At 41.2% G+C, this 18,778-nt stretch carries 15 protein-coding genes; 7 read left to right on the top strand and 8 right to left on the bottom strand.

The window, feature by feature from the left end; translation table 11 throughout:
• The first annotated feature begins 79 nt into the window (after nt 1–79).
• On the top strand, nt 80–475 hold the full coding sequence (locus tag MKY17_RS05770) for an alkylhydroperoxidase (RefSeq protein ID WP_098372543.1): 396 nt from the start codon (nt 80–82) through the stop codon (nt 473–475).
• 99 nt (nt 476–574) lie between these two features.
• Here MKY17_RS05770 and MKY17_RS05765 read toward each other — a convergent pair whose 3' ends face one another.
• On the bottom strand, nt 575–1,042 hold the full coding sequence (locus MKY17_RS05765) for an Lrp/AsnC family transcriptional regulator (RefSeq protein ID WP_034314805.1): 468 nt from the start codon (nt 1,040–1,042) through the stop codon (nt 575–577).
• Between the two features lie 173 nt (nt 1,043–1,215).
• Between MKY17_RS05765 and hisC the strand changes: the two genes are divergently transcribed.
• Entirely contained in the window at nt 1,216–2,328 is a 1,113-nt protein-coding gene (gene hisC, locus MKY17_RS05760; protein WP_098372544.1) for a histidinol-phosphate transaminase, read from the top strand.
• A gap of 89 nt (nt 2,329–2,417) precedes the next feature.
• Here hisC and MKY17_RS05755 read toward each other — a convergent pair whose 3' ends face one another.
• From MKY17_RS05755 to iadA, 6 genes are all read right to left on the bottom strand, one after another.
• Nucleotides 2,418–3,797 carry an amino acid permease gene (locus MKY17_RS05755; protein WP_098372545.1) on the bottom strand — a complete coding sequence of 460 codons (1,380 nt, stop codon included), beginning with the start codon at nt 3,795–3,797 and terminating at the stop codon, nt 2,418–2,420.
• Between the two features lie 372 nt (nt 3,798–4,169).
• The gene (gene lpdA / locus MKY17_RS05750) at nt 4,170–5,594 is read right to left on the bottom strand and encodes a dihydrolipoyl dehydrogenase (protein WP_098372546.1); all 1,425 of its coding nucleotides are present in this window, start codon (nt 5,592–5,594) and stop codon (nt 4,170–4,172) included.
• Nucleotides 5,595–6,875: a dihydrolipoamide acetyltransferase family protein gene (locus MKY17_RS05745; RefSeq protein WP_098372547.1), complete on the bottom strand. Its 1,281-nt coding sequence runs from the start codon at nt 6,873–6,875 to the stop codon at nt 5,595–5,597.
• Nucleotides 6,876–6,904: 29 nt separating this feature from the next.
• Nucleotides 6,905–7,888, bottom strand: coding sequence for an alpha-ketoacid dehydrogenase subunit beta (locus tag MKY17_RS05740; protein ID WP_098372634.1), 984 nt, complete (start codon nt 7,886–7,888; stop codon nt 6,905–6,907).
• On the bottom strand, nt 7,888–8,976 hold the full coding sequence (pdhA, locus tag MKY17_RS05735) for a pyruvate dehydrogenase (acetyl-transferring) E1 component subunit alpha (RefSeq protein ID WP_098372633.1): 1,089 nt from the start codon (nt 8,974–8,976) through the stop codon (nt 7,888–7,890). Before pdhA ends, MKY17_RS05740 begins: the two co-directional genes overlap by 1 nt.
• Nucleotides 8,977–9,746: 770 nt before the next feature.
• Entirely contained in the window at nt 9,747–10,922 is a 1,176-nt protein-coding gene (gene iadA / locus MKY17_RS05730) for a beta-aspartyl-peptidase (RefSeq protein ID WP_339201477.1), read from the bottom strand.
• Nucleotides 10,923–11,114: 192 nt separating this feature from the next.
• Here iadA and MKY17_RS05725 point away from each other — a divergent pair, with 192 nt between their 5' ends.
• Nucleotides 11,115–11,423 carry a hypothetical protein gene (locus MKY17_RS05725; RefSeq protein ID WP_098372549.1) on the top strand — a complete coding sequence of 103 codons (309 nt, stop codon included), beginning with the start codon at nt 11,115–11,117 and terminating at the stop codon, nt 11,421–11,423.
• A 190-nt stretch (nt 11,424–11,613) separates the two neighbouring features.
• Here MKY17_RS05725 and MKY17_RS05720 read toward each other — a convergent pair whose 3' ends face one another.
• Nucleotides 11,614–13,611: a PBP1A family penicillin-binding protein gene (locus tag MKY17_RS05720; RefSeq protein WP_339201475.1), complete on the bottom strand. Its 1,998-nt coding sequence runs from the start codon at nt 13,609–13,611 to the stop codon at nt 11,614–11,616.
• Between the two features lie 320 nt (nt 13,612–13,931).
• On the opposite strand from MKY17_RS05720, the gene MKY17_RS05715 reads away from it, so the two are divergent.
• The 4 genes from MKY17_RS05715 to MKY17_RS05700 all read left to right on the top strand — a co-directional run bounded on the left by MKY17_RS05715 (nt 13,932) and on the right by MKY17_RS05700 (nt 18,769).
• The gene (locus MKY17_RS05715) at nt 13,932–14,456 is read left to right on the top strand and encodes a universal stress protein (protein ID WP_179891123.1); all 525 of its coding nucleotides are present in this window, start codon (nt 13,932–13,934) and stop codon (nt 14,454–14,456) included.
• 469 nt (nt 14,457–14,925) lie between these two features.
• The gene (locus tag MKY17_RS05710) at nt 14,926–15,819 is read left to right on the top strand and encodes a cation diffusion facilitator family transporter (protein ID WP_339201474.1); all 894 of its coding nucleotides are present in this window, start codon (nt 14,926–14,928) and stop codon (nt 15,817–15,819) included.
• 227 nt (nt 15,820–16,046) lie between these two features.
• Nucleotides 16,047–17,156, top strand: a complete 1,110-nt coding sequence (locus tag MKY17_RS05705; RefSeq protein WP_179891124.1) for a histidine kinase N-terminal domain-containing protein — start codon at nt 16,047–16,049, stop codon at nt 17,154–17,156.
• Between the two features lie 281 nt (nt 17,157–17,437).
• Nucleotides 17,438–18,769: a hemolysin family protein gene (locus MKY17_RS05700; protein WP_098372552.1), complete on the top strand. Its 1,332-nt coding sequence runs from the start codon at nt 17,438–17,440 to the stop codon at nt 18,767–18,769.
• Nucleotides 18,770–18,778 lie beyond the last annotated feature (9 nt).

Below are 18,778 nucleotides of genomic sequence, written 5' to 3'. Positions count from 1 at the left end.
TATTAAACCGAAATGCTTTACAAACGGAATTAAAATTCCTGGATTTTTATATTAGGATTATCTCAAAGGAGAGATGTACATGACAAGAATAAAAGAATCATCGCGGGGATCCAGTCCATTTCAAAGATTATTTCATTCTGAAGAGATTTCGCATAAATGGTCGGATCTCTCAGATTGCATATCTGCAGATGGGAAACTTTCAAAGAAGTTAAAGGAAAACGTCAGAAGGGTTCTGGCATACGGTAATGGCTGCTCATATTGTCAGGCAAAAGGGATTCCACTAAAGCCGGAAGATATGAAAGAAAGCTATGCAATCGCCTTTGCGGAAGTATTCCTCTTGCAACGTGAAAAAACGGAGGAAAAGTTCTTCCTAGTATTGAAGGAGGCATTCAGTGATGAAGAGATTTCTGAACTATTGGCATTCATTTGTTTTACAACGGCCCAGCAATATTTCGGGGCTTTGATGGATTTATAATAACACCAAAAAAGGAACAGGCACTGCGCCTCGTTCCTTTCTGTAAATCTTCATTAGTTTCCGTGCAAACCCATTTACAAGGATCGGTTGAAATTCCACTTAGGATTTCGCACCATGATCCTCCATTTCATTGATCCTAGGAAGGATGGAGCGGGAAGGTACCGGGGATGTCAAAACCACGGATGTATTCAGATGTCCATATGGTATTAATCGATCTATCAGTAATCTCATGCTGTCCATATCAGCCAAAGCCGCTTTCAAAAAATATCCAACAGTTCCTGTTACACGATGGCACTCGATAATGTCTAAATCATTTTTCACCAATTGCTCAAAATCGGAAACTGGAACCTTAAGTTCACTCACCTGAATGAACACAAGTACACCCCTTCCTATTGCCAGAGGTGAAACCCTTGCGCTGAACCCCTCAATGATCCCCTTTTCTTGCAGGCGATACATACGTTCAGAGATGCTAGGTCGACTGAGAGCCAATTTCTTCGATAGTTCACTAATCGTAATGCGTCCATCCTTTTGTAAAAGTTCCAGTAAACTGACATCTATTTCATCCATGAAGCAACCGCCTTTCATAATGAAGGAATATAAGCTTATATTTCTTTAAAATGTTGTATGGATAGTGAAAAATACATTCTTTTTTGTATGTAATTTTATCAGTTAATATTCTATCATTAAAATAATCCAATAGAAAAAGAAAATTCAGAATTTACCAAGGGGAGGAACCTGCATTGACCTTTACGAAAATCCCGGTTCGACAAAACATCGAAAGCATTAGCCCATATGTTTCGGGCAAGCCAATTGAAGAAGTGCAACGTGAACTTGGTCTTGAAACGATCGTTAAATTGGCATCCAATGAGAATCCATTCGGCTGCTCAACTCTAGCAAAAGAAGCCATGATTACCGAAATGGAGCAAACCTCCTTTTATCCTGAAGGTATGGCACCTGCATTAGCTGAAAAGTTGGCAAGGAAATTGAATATCAATAAAGATCATATCATTTTAGGCAATGGATCTGATGAAGTGATTCGTTTATTAACACGAACCTATATCCAACAAAATGATGAAGTCATCATGGCTGATGTGACATTTCCACGATATGAAACAAATGTATTGATTGACGGCGGCAAACCTGTAAAGATACCTCTTATTAATGGTGTACATGACCTGAAGGGGATGTATGATGCCATAACAGAAAAAACAAGAATGATATTTGTCTGTAATCCCAATAATCCGACAGGAACAATCGTTCAAAAAGAAAAGTTACGCTCTTTTATCGAGAAGGTGCCGAAACATATTTTACTGATTGTTGATGAAGCATACTATGAATATGTCGATGATGCAGAATATTTAGAAACCTTGCCGCTTTTAAATATGCATTCAAATCTGGTCATCTTACGCACTTTTTCAAAGATTTATGGACTGGCTGCATTAAGGATTGGATACGGTTTAATGGATGCTTCCATCATACAAGAGCTAGTTAAAGTGAAAGAACCCTTCAATACCAATCGTTTAGCACAGGCTGCGGCATTCGCTTCCCTCGACGACCATCGATTTGTTGAGAAATGTGTTCGTAAGAATGGGGAAGGAAGAAGATATTTAGAAAACGAACTAAGCAAGATGGGATTAACATTCTTCCCTTCACATGCCAACTTCTTGATGGTTAATTTGAATCAGCCTGGCAGGGACATTTTTGAGAAGTTATTAATTCAAGGTGTCATCATCCGTTCCGGTCATTTGCTAGGCTATGAAAATACTATCCGCGTGACCATCGGCACTCCACTTGAAAACGAGAGGTTCATATCCTCCTTAAAACATATAATCAATGAAACGTCAGGTACATGAACGATCGAAATGAAGTTGCAGTATATCGATGATTATTAATGAAAGATACGACATGGACGCCTTTGCCCATGTCGTATCTTTTCCGTGATTTATTTAGCAATATCCTTTTCTATTATCGTTGTTTCCTGTTCATCCCCACTTTTAAATTTAAAAATGGAAATCGAGATTAATGCAGCCAACACAATCAGGCAAGCAATGATACTGATCCGATTCTGTTCACTGAAAACGAACGATACACAAATGATGCTTAAGGTGATTATGGCAAACAAGGTTACATATGGAAATCCCCACAATTTAAAACTCGGGGCTTTGGGATATGAATTGCGAAGTTTTAGCTGCGCTAAACAGATGCTGATCCATACAAGGGATACTACAAAACCTGGAAACGCCATTAATAAAGTAAATGCCTTGTCCTGTGCAACGAAAGTAATCATGGAGCCGACGACCAATACAAAAGCACTTAATATCAAACTATACAAAGGAACGCCATTTTTTGATACATAAGAGAACGACTTGGGAGCTTCCCCTTCTGCAGCCAAAGAATGCAGCATGCGGGTACACCCATATATTCCAGAGTTAGCGGCAGATAAGACGGCCGTAATCAAAATGAAATTCATGATATGTGCAGATCCCTGAAAACCGGACATTGACAAAACTTGTACAAACGGACTTGCCTGGTCGCTAATTTCGTTCCAAGGAATCAAACCGCAGATTACAAGTATCGGTAAGGTGAAAAATAATACGACTCTCCAAATATAGTTTTTAATGACCTTCGGTAAAATGCGTTCCGCATCCTTTGCTTCGGTTACCGTCACCCCGATTAACTCTGAACCGCCATAGGAGAACATGACGATCAGTAATGCCGAAAAGATGGACATCCACCCATTTGGGAAAAACCCACCATGCCCGGTGAAGTTTTGAAGATAATTAGATCCGCCGCTTGGGATGACTCCAAATAAAATACAGGCTCCCAATATGATGAATACGATGATCATTGTAATTTTAATGCCAGCAAACCAAAATTCGAATTCACCATAATTTTTGACATTCATCATGTTAATCCCAATGATGAAAGCCGCACACCCCAAACTTAATATCCATAGCGGGATTGCTGGGAGCCAATACTGCAAGAAACTTCCTGCCACCACTACCTCAATGACACATACGGATAGCCACATGAAACAATACATCCAGCCTATGATGAATGAAAAGCGGTTACCGAATGCTTTCTGAACGAAACCTTTCATATTCGTATTTGGATAGACAATTGCCATTTCCGCTATAGCACCCATGACCACAAGCAGTAATAATCCTGCAAAAATATAAGTGAATATGACTCCGGGCCCTGCTAACGATATGGTTTCGGCACTTCCTTTAAAAATGCCAGTACCTATTGCCCCTCCCATTGCCATCATGCTAATATGCCGCGGCAATAATTTTTTTTGCAGTGACCCACCATTTGATTCCATTACATCTGCCTCCTTCTTTCCATAATTTTTTCATATAAAAAATTAAACCCATTTCAATCGTTGAATGGCGAATAGATAAGTTATCTCATCAACCGTTTTGGTTTAGGAGTGGAAGGATGCAAAGCCTTCTTGAAAAATCTTTTCATACTTCACCAAAGTAAAAATGATATCAATATGTTGTTAGTTTTACAAGAGGAATCATCGCAGGCTATTACGGATCCTATCTGGTCAAACGCCGGGTAAAATTTTGAAAATAGCGTGAATTTGCTGATAGCCTTGCCTTTCGAGGACCAATGACAGGTTTCTGACTCCATTAAAATAAAACACTCTAATCGGGGACTACTTTGGTAATCCCCATGACTTTACCTTTTCCTATTTATTTACGATGTGAATCGCATGTCCCAAAACTGCCTCAGCCGCTTCCATCCACCCCTCAGTCAAAGTTGGATGTGGATGCATGATGAGGGCTATATCTTCGACCCTAGCCGCCAGCTCAAGGGCAAGGACCCCTTCACCTATAAGGTTGGAAGCATCAGCACCTACCATATGCATTCCGAGCAATATGTGGCTATCAGCATCCACGATCACTTCAGCAAATCCTTCTGTTTCATTCGTTGCAAGCGCCCTTCCATTGGCACTGAACGGAAATTTGCCGATTTTGACGCTGTATCCCTGTTGTTCAGCTTCTTCACGGCTTAAACCAACACCAGCTATTTGTGGGTCCGAGAAGATTACATAGGGAACATTAGGTGAGTCAACGGCACTTGGCAGCCCCCCTATCACTTCAGCTGCCACTATACCCTGTTTGGACGCTCGATGCGCAAGAGCTGGACCAGGTGTAATATCACCGATGGCAAAGATGTGCGGCACATTTGTACGACATTCCATATCCACTGCTATATGGCCTTTTTCACCAACTGTAACTCCAGCCCGATTCAGGCCAATTTCTTCAGAGTTAGGTACCCTCCCAATTGTAACCAGGGTCTTTTCACTCACGACCACTTCCATCCCCTGTTCCTCTGAGGATACATGAAGGTGTACATGGCCATCCACTACACTCGCCTTTTCTACCCTCGTGGATGTTTTAATATTCACCCCAAGCTTCTTGGCATTCCGGGTGACTTCCTTTACAAGGTTTTCAGCAATTTGGGGGAGTATGCGATTGGCCATTTCAATGATGGTCACTTTAGTACCTAGCTTTGCAAATGCCATACCCAATTCGATTCCGATATATCCACCGCCAATGATCGACAAGCTTGATGGAACTTCCTGCAGCTGCAAAGATGATGTTGAATCCAATATATATTCTCCATCGACTTTAATGAAGGATGGAATGAATGGTCTGGACCCCGTCGCAATAATTGCCTGTTCAAACTTGTAGGTTTCAAAATCGCCATCGGTTTCAACTCCAATACGGTCATCAGATAAAAAGGCTGCTTGACCTTTAACCACCGTCACTCCATTTTCCTTACACAAATGGGCAATACCTTGCCTCAACTGAGATGTGATGCCCGCTTTCCAATCCTGCCAAACTCCCAAGTCCATAGTGGTACTTTCCTGGGATAGCCGGATTCCCATTTTCCCTAAATCGTTAAGCCTTTGGTATTGATCAGCTGTGTGAATTAATGCCTTTGAAGGTATACAGCCCCGATTAAGGCAAACCCCGCCCAGCTTTTCCTTTTCAACCAGCACGACCGATTTTCCTAACTGGCCGAGACGGATAGCCGCAGCATATCCTCCCGGACCTCCTCCAATGATGATAACATCCGTCTCTACAGCAACTTCCCCTACTACCATTTATCTCATCTCCACAACTAAACGAATTGGATTTTCCAGCAATTCCTTGATTCTATTGGTAAAATGCACCGCTGTTACCCCATCAATCAAACGATGATCGAAAGAAAGAGACATATTCATCATTAAACGGATAACACCTTCCAAATCGCGAACGACCATGCGATGTTCCATTTTATGCAAAGCTAGTATGGCCGCTTCCGGATAGTTAATGATCGGGGTCGCGTGCATCCCTCCGATCGGTCCTACATTGCTGATGGTAAATGTACTGCCTGTTATTTGATCAATGCTCAACTTCCCTTCACGGGCTTGGGCTGCCAATTGCCTGATTTCATCAGCCAGTTGGAAAATGGTCTTATGATCGGCATGTTTTATGACAGGAACTATGAGACCCTCTTTTGTATTCGTCGCAATCCCAATATGATAATAATTCTTCAGGATGATTTCATTGGTCTTTTCATCAATTGAAGCGTTTAATGTTTTGAACTCCTTTAAGGCGATGACAATGGCTTTAACGAAAAATGGCAGAAAAGTCAACTTAATATCCTTATCATCGGAGTACTCTTTTAATTGATTTTTAAATTCCTTCAATCGGTCCATTTCCAATTCATCTACATGGGTTACATGAGGAATGGTCGAAACCGACTTTACCATATGTTCAGCGATTTTTTTTCGAATGCCTTTAAGCGGGATCCGCTCTTCCCACTCATTTTCCACTCCTTTTGCCTGGATGGCATCATTAATCTGGTCCATCTCTTGAACAATCTTGTTATCATGATGTTTGGCATCTTCCAGTGTAATCGAGTTATTTTCTTTAAACTGCTTCAGGTCACTTTCGGTAATTCGCCCAGCCGGACCGGAGCCTTTAACCTTCTCGATATCAACCTTCATTTCCCTCGCCATTTGACGAACGAATGGCGTTGCCAACGCACGCGCTACCTCATGATGCTGTTTAGTCGTAATATGCTCTGCATTTACTTTTACATCACCAGATTGCACGACTTGGATTTCTTCTTCAATCATGCCTTTATCCGGAACTGACACATCGTTCTCTTCCTGAATTGTGAATATGGTGGTTCCCACTTCCACGATATCCCCTTCGGAAAAAAATATTTTCTTGACCACTCCCGCCGCAGGAGCCGTCAGTTCTGCATTGACTTTATCCGTTTGCACCTCAACAATGGGTTGGTCCTGTTTTACCGCCTCCCCTTCTTTGATGAGCCATTGGATAATTTCCCCTTCATGCATCCCTTCCCCTACATCAGGAAGTTTAAATTCCATCATGCGTCATCCTCCTTCTCCCTTAATCACAATTAAAATGATAATGTTTCGACAATTCCTTGTTTTACACGGTCAACAGTCGGTAAATAATGATCTTCTATTGTAAACGGCGGAACCGGTACATCAAATCCTGTTACACGCTTAATCGGCGCTTTCAGGTAAATAAGAGCTTCATCATTAATGATGGAGATAATCTCCGCACCTAATCCGGCAGTCTTATGGGCTTCATGGACGATTAATGCACGACCTGTCTTTTTAATGGATTGCACGATCGTATCCCTATCTAAAGGGTATAATGTTCGAAGATCGACCACTTCACACTTCCAGCCTTTTTCTGCTTCAATCTTTTTCGCGGCATTCAATGCCTCCCTTAACATGGCACCCCATGCATAAATGGTCAGATCGCTTCCCTCCTGGACCACTTTTGCTTGCCCGATTGGTATTCGGTACATTTCTTCGGGAACTTCTTCCTTAAAAGCCCGATACAATTTAGTCGGTTCCAAAAAAATCACAGGATCTGGATCTTCGAGGGCTGAAATGAGCAGCCCTTTTGCGTCATATGGATTACTGGGTGCAACCACCTTTAAACCCGGGGTATGGGCAAAGAAGGTTTCGACACTTTCGGAATGAAGTTCAGGGCCCCTGATTCCGGCACCATATGGCGTACGGATTAAAAGGGGCACCCCAAATTGCCCACGGGTACGATACCTCATACGGGCAGCATGGGAAACGAGTTGTTCGAATCCCGGATAAATAAAGGCGAGAAACTGTATCTCTACTATGGGCAGCATTCCATTAAGGGCTAAACCAATGGCAGAGCCGATGATTCCGGATTCAGCTAATGGCGTATCAACGACTCGATCTTTTCCATACTTCTCATAAAGTCCTTCCGTCGATCGAAAAACCCCGCCATTCACTCCAATATCCTCACCCAAGATCATCACGCGATCATCATGACCCAGCATTTGGTCCATCGCTTCCGTAATAGCCTGGAGCATCGTTAAATTTTTGCCCATTATTTCTTCCCGCCTTTCCTTAGGATTTGGTTCAATTCCTGCTTCTGTTCCTTTAAATGCCATGACTCCTCGGCATATACATGGTTAAACATTTCGAGCGGGTCGGATTTTGGATACCCTTCGGCTTTTTGAAGGTGAGCATCAATCAGTTCGTTGAATTGTTTTACCGCCAATTCCTCCTGCTTTTCATTCCAGTGACCTTCTTTATTCAAATACTTTCTAAGACGTGTAATCGGATCCCGGTTTTCCCTCCAGAACGTTGAAATTTCGTCCTGATCGCGATATATGTTCGGATTGTCTGCAGTAGTATGGGCGCCATAACGAAAGGTAATGGCTTCGATTAATGTAGGTCCTTCCCCTTTAAGCGCTCTTTCGACAGCTTGCTTTACAGTCAGCCATACTGCGAAAATATCATTTCCATCCACTCGCACCCCATGGATGTCATAAGCGGCAGCCCGCTGGGATATTGTTTTGGATGCCGATTGCTTTTCAAAAGGGACACTGATCGCGTAGCCATTATTTTGGCAGAAAAAGATTGTTGGGGTTTTATAAACTCCAGCAAAATTCAGTGCCTCATGAAAGTCCCCTTCAGAAGTGGCTCCATCACCAAAATAGGCAATGCTAACATTCTTTTCGCCTCTAATCTTACTTGCCCAAGCCGTTCCAACTGCATGAACCATTTGAGTGGCAATTGGAACACTTGGAGGCAATATCCTTTTTCCTTCTGGACAAATTGAGCCATCAAAATGCGCCATCCAGTATAGGAAAACACGGTATAATTCCTGCCCATGAATGATTGCCGCTCCATGATCACGGTATGTGGGAAACATCCAATCCCCTGCCGACAACGCTAAAGCGCTTCCTACCTGGGATGCTTCCTGTCCTTCGAAAGGTGCATAAGTTCCAATCCTGCCTTGGCGCTGGAGATTAATGGATTTTCGGTCAAATGTTCTGAGCAGGAGCATGCTCTCATACATCTTTAACATAAGTGATTTATCGATTTTCCCATCAATCGTTTCAATGATTTCCCCATCAGGAGTCAATACACGAAACATTTCCGGCTCAACTTCATTTGAATACGCTTTCATTATTGGGTTTCCCGTCTTTTCCATTTCATTTCTCCCCTTAAGATAGATTTGTTTCGCAAACTTACCAAGGTTTTGAACAGTCATGAAATAACAGCCCAAAATGTATTTATTGGTCTTTATGTCTGTGATTAAATGCTGTTTCATAAACTAATTTCCTTATATAAAAGGATAATACATCCATGTTTTTAATAATATGTTAAATAGAATGAATTTTTCGCAATTTACCTTTATTTAGAATATGTTTTCTGATACCTCACCTTCATTTTGAAAACGAGAACCTTTAATGGGGAAATATCATATTGATTACCTACAAATTGTTGATATGCTCGATCAATTCAAGACCTATCCAAAAAGTATCCAGCACAAAAAAAGACCCATTATATAATAAATGCGTCTTAGACTAGTTGCCTGCCGTTTTTTTCTTTAAAAATGTTGCAGTTGATTTCGGAAATCCGCTCCCTTTCCGCCGACTGTCTGCCAAGCCTCATCAAAGCGAGCTCTGTGGGGTCTCGGCTAGCCAGTTATTTGGCAGGAGTGTCGTAAATTTCTTCAATCCAATGAAGGTTTCATTCATATCCAAGTTTACTTTTAAAATAATGGTTTGGGATTAGATCAATCGAACCCCTTTTTGTCGACAAACTGAGACCCATTATATAATTATGGGTCTTTTTGCATTTCATGATTGATGGGGGTATTACAAGCATCGGAATTCGCTCCTGCCATAACCGAGATCCATTCGCGGAATACCCTACCAACAACATTAGAAAGATCTACCTTTCAAATGTTCCTTTCACGACTGCTTGACCATCTTTGACCATTATCTGCCCCATCGCGATAACACTATCCATTTCTAAAGTTTTTTTCTTCATCATGATGATATCGGCGTCCTTACCTACCGCAAGCTGCCCCTTTGTAGAAAGTTTTAAAATGTTTGCCGGATTTTCCGTCACAACTCTTATGGCATCGGCAATTGTCACTCCATCCTCGAGGATCGCATCGACAACACAATCATATAAGGACATGCATGTACCAATGTTCAAACCGCGCAGGTTACCGCCGCCATCGAAGTCAGGCAGGCTGGCTTGTCCATCTGAAGTTATGGTGATCTGCCCGATTTCAACGCCTTTTTCCAGTGCCATTCTTATTGCTGTACTTGCTTTGACCTCGCCTTCTTCAAGGAACTTCTGGATCGTACTTGTCGTAAAATCGATATACCCCCCTTTTTTTGCATATTCCACACCTGCATTGAATAAATGCGGATTTCGGTTTATATGTGTAGGGTAGAACTGAGTGATCGGTATTTCCGTTGTCTCGACAACTTCTTCAATTACATGCAAATGATCTAGACTGTCGCCTACATGAATGTTGACGATACCGCTTTTCCCGGACAACAGACCTCCATTACGCGCCTGAGAGGCCAGTTTAGCCAGTTCAGCTGCAGTCGGCTGTGAAGAACGATGATCGGCAATGGCTATTTCGCCAACACCGATAATTTTATCCACAAGAATCAAATCATCTTCGATTTTACCGGTTAACGTCTTGACTGGAACTTGATAGGAACCAGTTTGAACGAAGCAGCTAATTCCTTCTTCTTCAAGCGCTCTCGCTTTAGCAAGCAGTGCTGGCATGGTCCTTGTCGTTCCATCTGTTCCGATGACCCCTACCAATGTCGTTATACCCGCTAAAGTGGCATCTGTTAATTGGATTTCTGGTGTCCTCGTTTTAAAGCCCCCTTCCCCACCTCCGCCGATAATATGTACGTGAGCATCTATAAAACCCGGAACCACAATTTGACCACTCGCATCAATCACTTTCATTTCAACGAAATTGGCAGGTACATCAATCTTGTCCTCAATGAAGCCAATTTGCTTTCCAACCAAGAGGATATCTTTTTGGCCCATATATTCTGGACCATAAAGCTCCCCATTTTTAATAAGTGTGAGCATTGTTCGTTCCCCCTCCAAAAATTGAAATTTTCAAATAGGTTTCAAAATCTTTCACACGGGTAAATATTCAACATGACCCGCTAACAATTACATAAAAAAGACCAAACATACTTGTTCATTTAAAAAGTTGTAGCTGAATTGACATCTTGATTATGCTTTTCCAAAAGTATAAAAACAAAAGGAGTAAACGACATGAATAAAGTGATTTCTTCTGACATTAAAACAAATAAAAGATTATCCATGCGGCAAATCATGAACCTATATCAAGTTACAAAAGAATTTAAAGGGAATATATATTTTATCTGCAACCATAAATTGGTCGATGCCAAGAAACTTTCGACTTTCGTATCCTTTGTGCTCATTCTTCAAGAGTGTGCAACCATGAAAGTCATACTTGAAGGCGAGAATGTACATGCCATGCTAGAAAAAGTACAGGCTATATGTAAAGAAAATGATGAAAGTTCATTTGGATTCCAATCGAACCAAACCGTTAATATTTAAATGATTCCAACTACGTCATGAAGAGGGTGTATAGAAGTGAGAACCATTTTAATGGTGATAGGCGCAATCGTCGTAATCGGCATAATAGCAAATCTCATTTTTTAAGAACGATGAAAGACTGTCAATTATTGACAGTCTTTTTTGTTGAGTGAATTAAGCAAAAGCTTGTTCATGCTCCCTTTCCTGAGAATTACCACGGCAACTTCCAGTCCCTCCATTTATTCAAACCTTCCCGAATTTCATTTCCTTTATCAATCCAATATTGTCTCTTTTGCTTCTCCTCTTCTTTTGCGTTTTGCTCAGATACAAGTGCCTGTTGTTCAGCTATAAGCGGACCGATATCTTGAGCTTTAAAGGATTGAGCGGCTTGATTCTGTAAAGCTTGCGACATTATTTTTTGAAAGATGATTGCACTTCCCTGACTGCTGTGTGTCGTTAGATAATGCTTTTCGTCCGTCTTATCATATCCAGCCCATACAGCACCGACCAGCGAAGGTGAATAACCGATGAACCATTGATCTTTAACCCCTGATATTCCTTCGATGGGAACTTGTGTGGAACCTGTTTTACCTGCTATTTCATAACCGGAAACAGCCGCGTTTTTCGCTGTGCCATATTCCACTGTTCCAAGCAGCATGGCATTCATTTTGTCGACGGCGCCTTCAGAGGTCACTTTGGTGCTTTTCTCTTTCCAAGCCGCTACCTCTTTTCCATCGGCATTTTCTATTCTTACAATAGCATGGGTTTCCATCCTTTCCCCATCGTTGGCGAAAGCTGAAAACGCTCCCGCCATCTGCAGCGGGGACACACCTTTTTTCATCCCCCCCAAAGCTATCGATAGGTTTCGATCATCCTTTTCATATGGAATCCCAAACCGTTTAAGTGAATCAAGCCCCTTATCGATGCCAATCTCATTCAATAGCCAAACCGTTGGTACATTCAAGGAGTTCATCACCGCTTCATACATCGGCACTTCTCCTTTATATTCACCACTAAGGTTTGTTGGCTCATATTCACCGAAGCTCATTTTTTCATCCTTTAAAGGGTCAGTGATATCGTATCCCTCTTCAACCGCTGGCAAGTATACGACAAGCGGTTTAATGGATGAACCAGGAGATCTTGTCAGCTGGGTTGCCCGGTTATATCCCATGAATTGATGCTTACCTCTCCCACCGACAAGTGCCTTTATGCCTCCCGTTTCAGGATCAAGGAGGACAGACCCGCTTTGAACCAGTTCATCTGCACTTGTTCCCACTGGAAAATTGGCATCATTCGCATACACGGTTTCTGTAGACTGCTGCATGGATTGGTCCAGTGTCGTGTAAATTTTGTAGCCCTTTGAAAGCAGCTCCTCAAGCTTGATTCCATATTTACTCGATGCTTCTGATAAAACTTGATCGACATAATAAGGATATTTACCTCTTAATGGATCGGTTTCCTTCTCCCCCATAAGAAGTGTCACCGAATCTTTTTTTGCAGCTGCTTCTTCGTCTTTCGTCAAATAACCATGTTCCGCCATTCTCGAAAGAACCAAATCACGCCTCTTGACTGCCCCGTCTAAATTCTTGTAAGGATCAAGCTTAGATGGCAAGTTAATGACACCCGCCAGCAAAGCTGCCTCGGCAACGGTCAATTCAGAGACCTCTTTTGAAAAATAAATATTTGCAGCCTTTTTGATTCCCCATGCCCCATGGCCAAAATAAACTTGATTCAAGTACATTTCCAAAATTTCATCTTTTGTATATTGATTTTCAACTTCCTGGGCTAGAAAAAACTCTTCTATCTTCCTCTTCAATGTTCGTTCCGATTCCAGCATCGTGATTTTCACAAGCTGCTGGGTGAGAGTGCTCCCGCCTTCAACAACACTTCCAGCCTTCGCATTTTTAACCAAAGCCCGCATAATTCCTTGATAATCTATGCCGTGATGTTCATAAAAACGGTGATCCTCAATGGAAACCACCGCTTGTTTCATATGTTCCGGTATTTCATCTATCGCAACCCCTTCAGATTTATTGGCCGTGATTGTACTGGCAAGATTCCCATCCTGATCATAGATTCCTGTCGGTTGCTGAAGAATATTTTCAAGATGGCTTATATCTGCACCCTGCCTGAAATACAATAGTGAACCGGCGCCTAAAACCACAATTGCCAATATTATAATAAGACCTAATTTCACTAACCCTCTCATTTGTACCCCCATTTTCCCATCTGCGACATGTTTCATTAAAAATATTTTACCCTTTTTATTAAAGAAAACACGCCGATTGAATAAAAGGCGCCCTTTTCTTGTAGCACTATACTCGCGAATCGGCATCCTTGCTGATGATATCCCTTCATCGCCTGAGCATGCCAGCTAAATGAAGGACCAGATTTCATCCTACCATTTTAACTATGCTCGTATCTATCCTTTACCCGTAAAAGGCAATCTATATACCGATTAAAGGCGTGAAGCCATTTAAAAGTGGGTATAACACTTATAACGTCTTATAAAGGGGAGAGATGATATTAATGAAAGACTTAAAACATATTGTCGTCGCTTTTGATGGAAATGAAGAGAGTAAACGGGCGGTGGAATATGGAGCAACATTGAAAAAGGCCTTTCCAAAAGCCGAGTTAACCGTAGTTCATGTCCTGAATGATAAGGTTGAACAGCGTATCATGGGAGACGCCTCGGCTCCGGGGTTCGTACCTGCTGCAGGATTTTATGTGGATCCAGTCCAGACACATCCCGTTATTGAAGTCGATCAGCCAGGACCTCAAAAGGTAAATGACACCCCTTCCCCCGTCGAGAATAGTATTCAGAACGCAGAAAGTAATACGTTGAGATTGTTAAGTGAATGTCAAGTCAAGGGGAAATTCGAACTATTGGAAGGATATGCCCCAGATAGCATATGTGACTTTGCAGCAAGAACTTCAGCCGATCTTATCGTTGTCGGAAATAGTGCTAAAAGCGGTTTGGAGAAATTCTTCCTTGGCAGTACAAGTAGTTCCATTGCGAAAAACGCACCCTGTTCGGTATTCATTGCAAAATGAAAATTGAGCGGCTTCGCCCTGTATGGCTCAAGTAGAGCATTTTCCGAAAAAGGCCGGATCCTTATAGAATCCGGCCTTTTTGTTAATAGGATTTTTTCAGTCATACATTTGGAGCAGCCGAAACACACTGGGGCGCTAATTGCTGCCCAAAACCACATCCTACACAGCGCTAACTATCAGGTTCAAAGTGTCACTCTCAGCCATTTGGCTCCCTTTGCGGAAGTATTTAATTTTCGATCATCGGTTAGAATATACTATTAGTTTCTACAAATGACAATTAAAGAAAATGTACATATCATCTCAACTTGCCATTCCCATTTTATGGCGATATTCTTTTGTTTAACCAACTTCTTTACAGACCTTCATTACACCTGCCATTAATCAAGTTAGATGGCTAAATACGACAATTTTCTATAGACTCACTAAGTTTTGATTTAATAAGCCTAATTTACATTGGGGAGGGGAGGGAATGGACATGGATAAACATTCGATTTCAGCTGAAAAAGGCGCCTACATAAGCATTGCCGCTTACATGTTCTTGTCTGCTCTTAAATTGTCATTTGGTTATTTCGGTGATTCTAAAGGGCTTTGGGCTGATGGTTTAAATAATACGACCGACATCATCGCTTCCTTAGCCGTATTGATCGGTTTGAAAATCTCAAAGAGACCCCCTGATGATAATCATTCATATGGACATTTACGGGCGGAAACCGTAGCCTCGTTGGTAGCTGCCTTCATCATGATCACCGTAGGCCTTCAGGTAGTATTCAGTGCCATTGAATCCTTCATTAACCAAGATTCAACAACCGTTCCCAGTATGCTGACCGGTTATGTCGCTCTTTTCTCTGCAATTTTCATGTACGGAATCTACCGTTATAACTTATCATTAAGTAAAAAGATCAACAGCACTTCCATCTATGCAGTTGCACAGGATAATCGTTCCGATGCCCTTGTCAGTGTTGGTGCTTTCATTGGAATAATCGGTTCTAAGATGGGAATCCCTTGGCTGGATGCGATAGCTGCAGCAGTCGTGGGGGTCATCATATGCAAAACGGCCTGGGACATCTTTCGCGATGCCTCCATCTCTTTAACTGATGGTTTCGACGAGCAGCTCCTGCAAAAGATCGGACAAACCATTATATTGACAGAGGGTGTTAAAGACATGAGTGAAATTAAAGCCCGGATGCACGGCAGTGAAATCTTGCTCGAAACTACCGTTCATGTTAACCCTCTCTTGACCGTCATTCAAGGTCATGATATTACAGTTAAAATCGAAGAAAATCTTTTGAAGGAATATAATATCCAGCATGCAATCGTTCACATCGAACCATATGCATTTCATAAAAAAGGTAACCGTCATTAACTTTACGGATACCTTTTTTTGTTATCAATTACTGTAATAAAACTGTGTCAAAAAAAGGGATTTATTGATTGATTGCCGAATATTTATCCAATTGACACATGTTAAAAGGACATTAATCTGTTATCATGAAATTAAGATGTAATTATTTTGATATTTTGTAATTTTATTCAAATAAAGCAAGTTCTGGGTCAAAAGTAAATTCATTTTCCTACAGTATGGAGGGCAAAATGGTATCTAATCGAGAAATGACCATTCACTTTTTATCTTCTCAAAAAAGCAGTATCATTTCCAAGTGGAAAGATGAGTTGCTGCATTTACCGGACGGATATCTGGGGTATTTTAAAGGAGAAGTGGAAAATATTTTCAATCTTCTAATGGATCAGCTTGGAAAATCGGATACTGAAATAGACGATGTACTGAAGGTCGTAGGGGAAAAAATTGCGTCTGATCGAGTTAATAAGCAATTGGATATGGAAAATTTCTTTTCCACTGCAACCATCGGGAGATCCATCATCATAGAGCATGTTTTGAATTCCGAATCACCCAAAGAAGAAATATCGGATCTAATTAAGCAAATAAACGTTTACTTCGATAAACTCATTCATATTGCATTTTCCCATTATACCGAATTGAAAACGATGGAGCTTGAAGAAAGCTATCAATTCATAAGCCCAAACCATAAAGACCGGTTGACACTCCTTGGCCAAATGACCTCAAGCTTTGTCCATGAATTCAGAAATCCACTGACTTCCATCATGGGATTCATACAATTGTTACAGGCAGAACAACCTGAGATAAAATACCTTGATATCATTTCGAAGGAATTGGATCAGCTCAATTACCGGATCACACAATTTCTTAATATTTCCAAAAAGGAAACTTCAGCATCACCACCAGATCTATTTTCCATTGCTCAGCTTGTGAATGAGGTGATCGAATTTTTATATCCAAGCATTTTGGAAGTTAATGCTTCCATTACGTGTAATATTGCCGAGGATGCCGTAATTTCCGGTTCTAAAGAAGAATTCCGTCAAGTTTTACTTAATATTATATTAAATGCCCTTGATGTGGTTGCAGGGATGTCTTCCCCGTCCATTTACATTTCAGGCTCTGAATCACCACCCGGCATTCTTACTTTAAATATATCGAACAATGGGCCGAAGATACCTGACGACGTCCTGCCGAATATTTTTGAACCATTCATCACCACAAAAAAAAGAGGAACGGGATTGGGATTATTCGTCTGTAAAGAAATCGTTTTAAAACATCAAGGAACCTTATCCTGTCACTCTACCGATTTCCTTACGACCTTTTCCATTCAATTAAAAACTAAATAATGGATAAATATCCTTTTTTCCTTAGGTTTTTAGTGTGAAATTTTTGACTGATTGACGTCCAGTTACTTATACTAATAGGTAGGTTCCACTACTAATCGAGGTGAATGATCCTATAGATTGAAAATAAAAACCAGAGAAATTTTCATACGAGATAGACGAGACTTATTTTTCATCTAACATTTTATATACTAATATCATTTCATTCATTATTGGTTTTGGGAGGTGACTGGGATAATTAAATCGTTCTCAACATCTGGCGATTCAATTAAGTCCCACACTAATTGGACATATTAAGTTTTTTATTTGTCATTATTTTAATTGCTTTAACGGCCTTTTTTGTAGCTTCGGAATTTTCAATCATAAGAGTTCGTAGCTCTCGGATCGATCAATTGATTGAAGAGGGAAACAAAAAAGCCATTGCGGCAAAGAAGGTTACATCCGATCTTGATGAGTACCTATCCGCGACACAGCTTGGAATTACCGTAACTGCCCTTGGATTGGGGTGGCTAGGACAACCGACCGTCCTCAAATTGGTTGGGCCTTTATTCAAGGCATTGAACATCCCTCAAGAAGTCGCAAGCATTCTGACATTCGTTATTTCATTTTCCCTGATTACGTTCCTGAATGTGGTTGTAGGTGAATTGGCTCCAAAGACGGTTGCCATCCAAAAGGCTGAGCAAGTGGCCTTGGCAATTGCCAACCCGCTGATTTTTTTCCATAAGATAGCCTTCCCCTTCATTTGGGCCTTGAATCATTCTTCCCGATTCGTTGTCGGATTATTTGGCTTTAAGCCAGCATCTGAAAGCGAAATAGCCCATACGGAGGAAGAATTACGTTTCATCCTATCAGATAGCTATAAAAGCGGAGAAATTAACCAGTCGGAATTTAAATATGTAAATAACATCTTTGAGTTCGATGATCGTGTTGCCAAAGAAATCATGGTTCCAAGGACAGAAATCATGACCATATCCAAAGATGAAACGGTACAGGAATTCGTCGATGTGGCCAAATTGGAAAAATACACTCGATATCCTGTTGTCGAAGGTGATAAAGACCATGTCATCGGCTTAGTGAACTTAAAGGAAGTTTTCTCGGATCTTATTAAGAACCGGGAAATCCATATCAAAGCGATTGAAAATTACGCTCGTCCGATCATTCGGGTGATGGAAAATATACCAATTCACGATCTGCTGTTAAAAATGCAAAAAGAACGCATTCATATGGCCATTTTGATGGATGAATACGGCGGAACTTCCGGACTTGTCACAGTCGAGGATATCCTCGAGGAAATCGTTGGGGAAATTCGTGATGAATTCGATATCGATGAAGTCGCCTCGATCAGGAAAATTAAAGATGGACATTATATTTTAGACTCTAAACTTCTTGTAAAGGAAGTTAATGATCTACTTGGCATTCACTTAGAAGAAGATGATGTCGATACTATAGGCGGATGGGTCCTTACTGAAAATTATGATGTGAAGGTAGGGGACATCATGGAAAAAGACGGATTCTGCTTTAAAGTGATTGAAATGGAAGATCACGCCATTCGTTCTATTGAGGTCACCAAAAAGGTCGTACAGCTTCCTCTGGAAGAAGACCTTCCTCAAGGATAATGATTAAAA

The organism is Peribacillus sp. FSL P2-0133, assembly GCF_037975445.1.
Lineage (GTDB): Bacteria > Bacillota > Bacilli > Bacillales > DSM-1321 > Peribacillus > Peribacillus simplex_E.
This window is presented reverse-complemented; position numbering and strand designations above follow the sequence as displayed.

Coding starts and splice junctions, on each gene's coding strand:
- pdhA (WP_098372633.1), bottom strand. CDS start 8,976: ATGAAAGCGTATTCAAATGAAGTTGAGCCGGAAATGTTTCGTGTATTG.
- lpdA (WP_098372546.1), bottom strand. CDS start 5,594: ATGGTAGTAGGGGAAGTTGCTGTAGAGACGGATGTTATCATCATTGGA.
- MKY17_RS05705 (WP_179891124.1), top strand. CDS start 16,047: ATGGTATCTAATCGAGAAATGACCATTCACTTTTTATCTTCTCAAAAA.
- MKY17_RS05715 (WP_179891123.1), top strand. CDS start 13,932: ATGAAAGACTTAAAACATATTGTCGTCGCTTTTGATGGAAATGAAGAG.
- MKY17_RS05720 (WP_339201475.1), bottom strand. CDS start 13,611: ATGAGAGGGTTAGTGAAATTAGGTCTTATTATAATATTGGCAATTGTG.
- MKY17_RS05710 (WP_339201474.1), top strand. CDS start 14,926: ATGGACATGGATAAACATTCGATTTCAGCTGAAAAAGGCGCCTACATA.
- MKY17_RS05765 (WP_034314805.1), bottom strand. CDS start 1,042: ATGGATGAAATAGATGTCAGTTTACTGGAACTTTTACAAAAGGATGGA.
- MKY17_RS05770 (WP_098372543.1), top strand. CDS start 80: ATGACAAGAATAAAAGAATCATCGCGGGGATCCAGTCCATTTCAAAGA.
- MKY17_RS05755 (WP_098372545.1), bottom strand. CDS start 3,797: ATGGAATCAAATGGTGGGTCACTGCAAAAAAAATTATTGCCGCGGCAT.
- iadA (WP_339201477.1), bottom strand. CDS start 10,922: ATGCTCACACTTATTAAAAATGGGGAGCTTTATGGTCCAGAATATATG.
- MKY17_RS05740 (WP_098372634.1), bottom strand. CDS start 7,888: ATGGGCAAAAATTTAACGATGCTCCAGGCTATTACGGAAGCGATGGAC.
- MKY17_RS05725 (WP_098372549.1), top strand. CDS start 11,115: ATGAATAAAGTGATTTCTTCTGACATTAAAACAAATAAAAGATTATCC.
- MKY17_RS05745 (WP_098372547.1), bottom strand. CDS start 6,875: ATGATGGAATTTAAACTTCCTGATGTAGGGGAAGGGATGCATGAAGGG.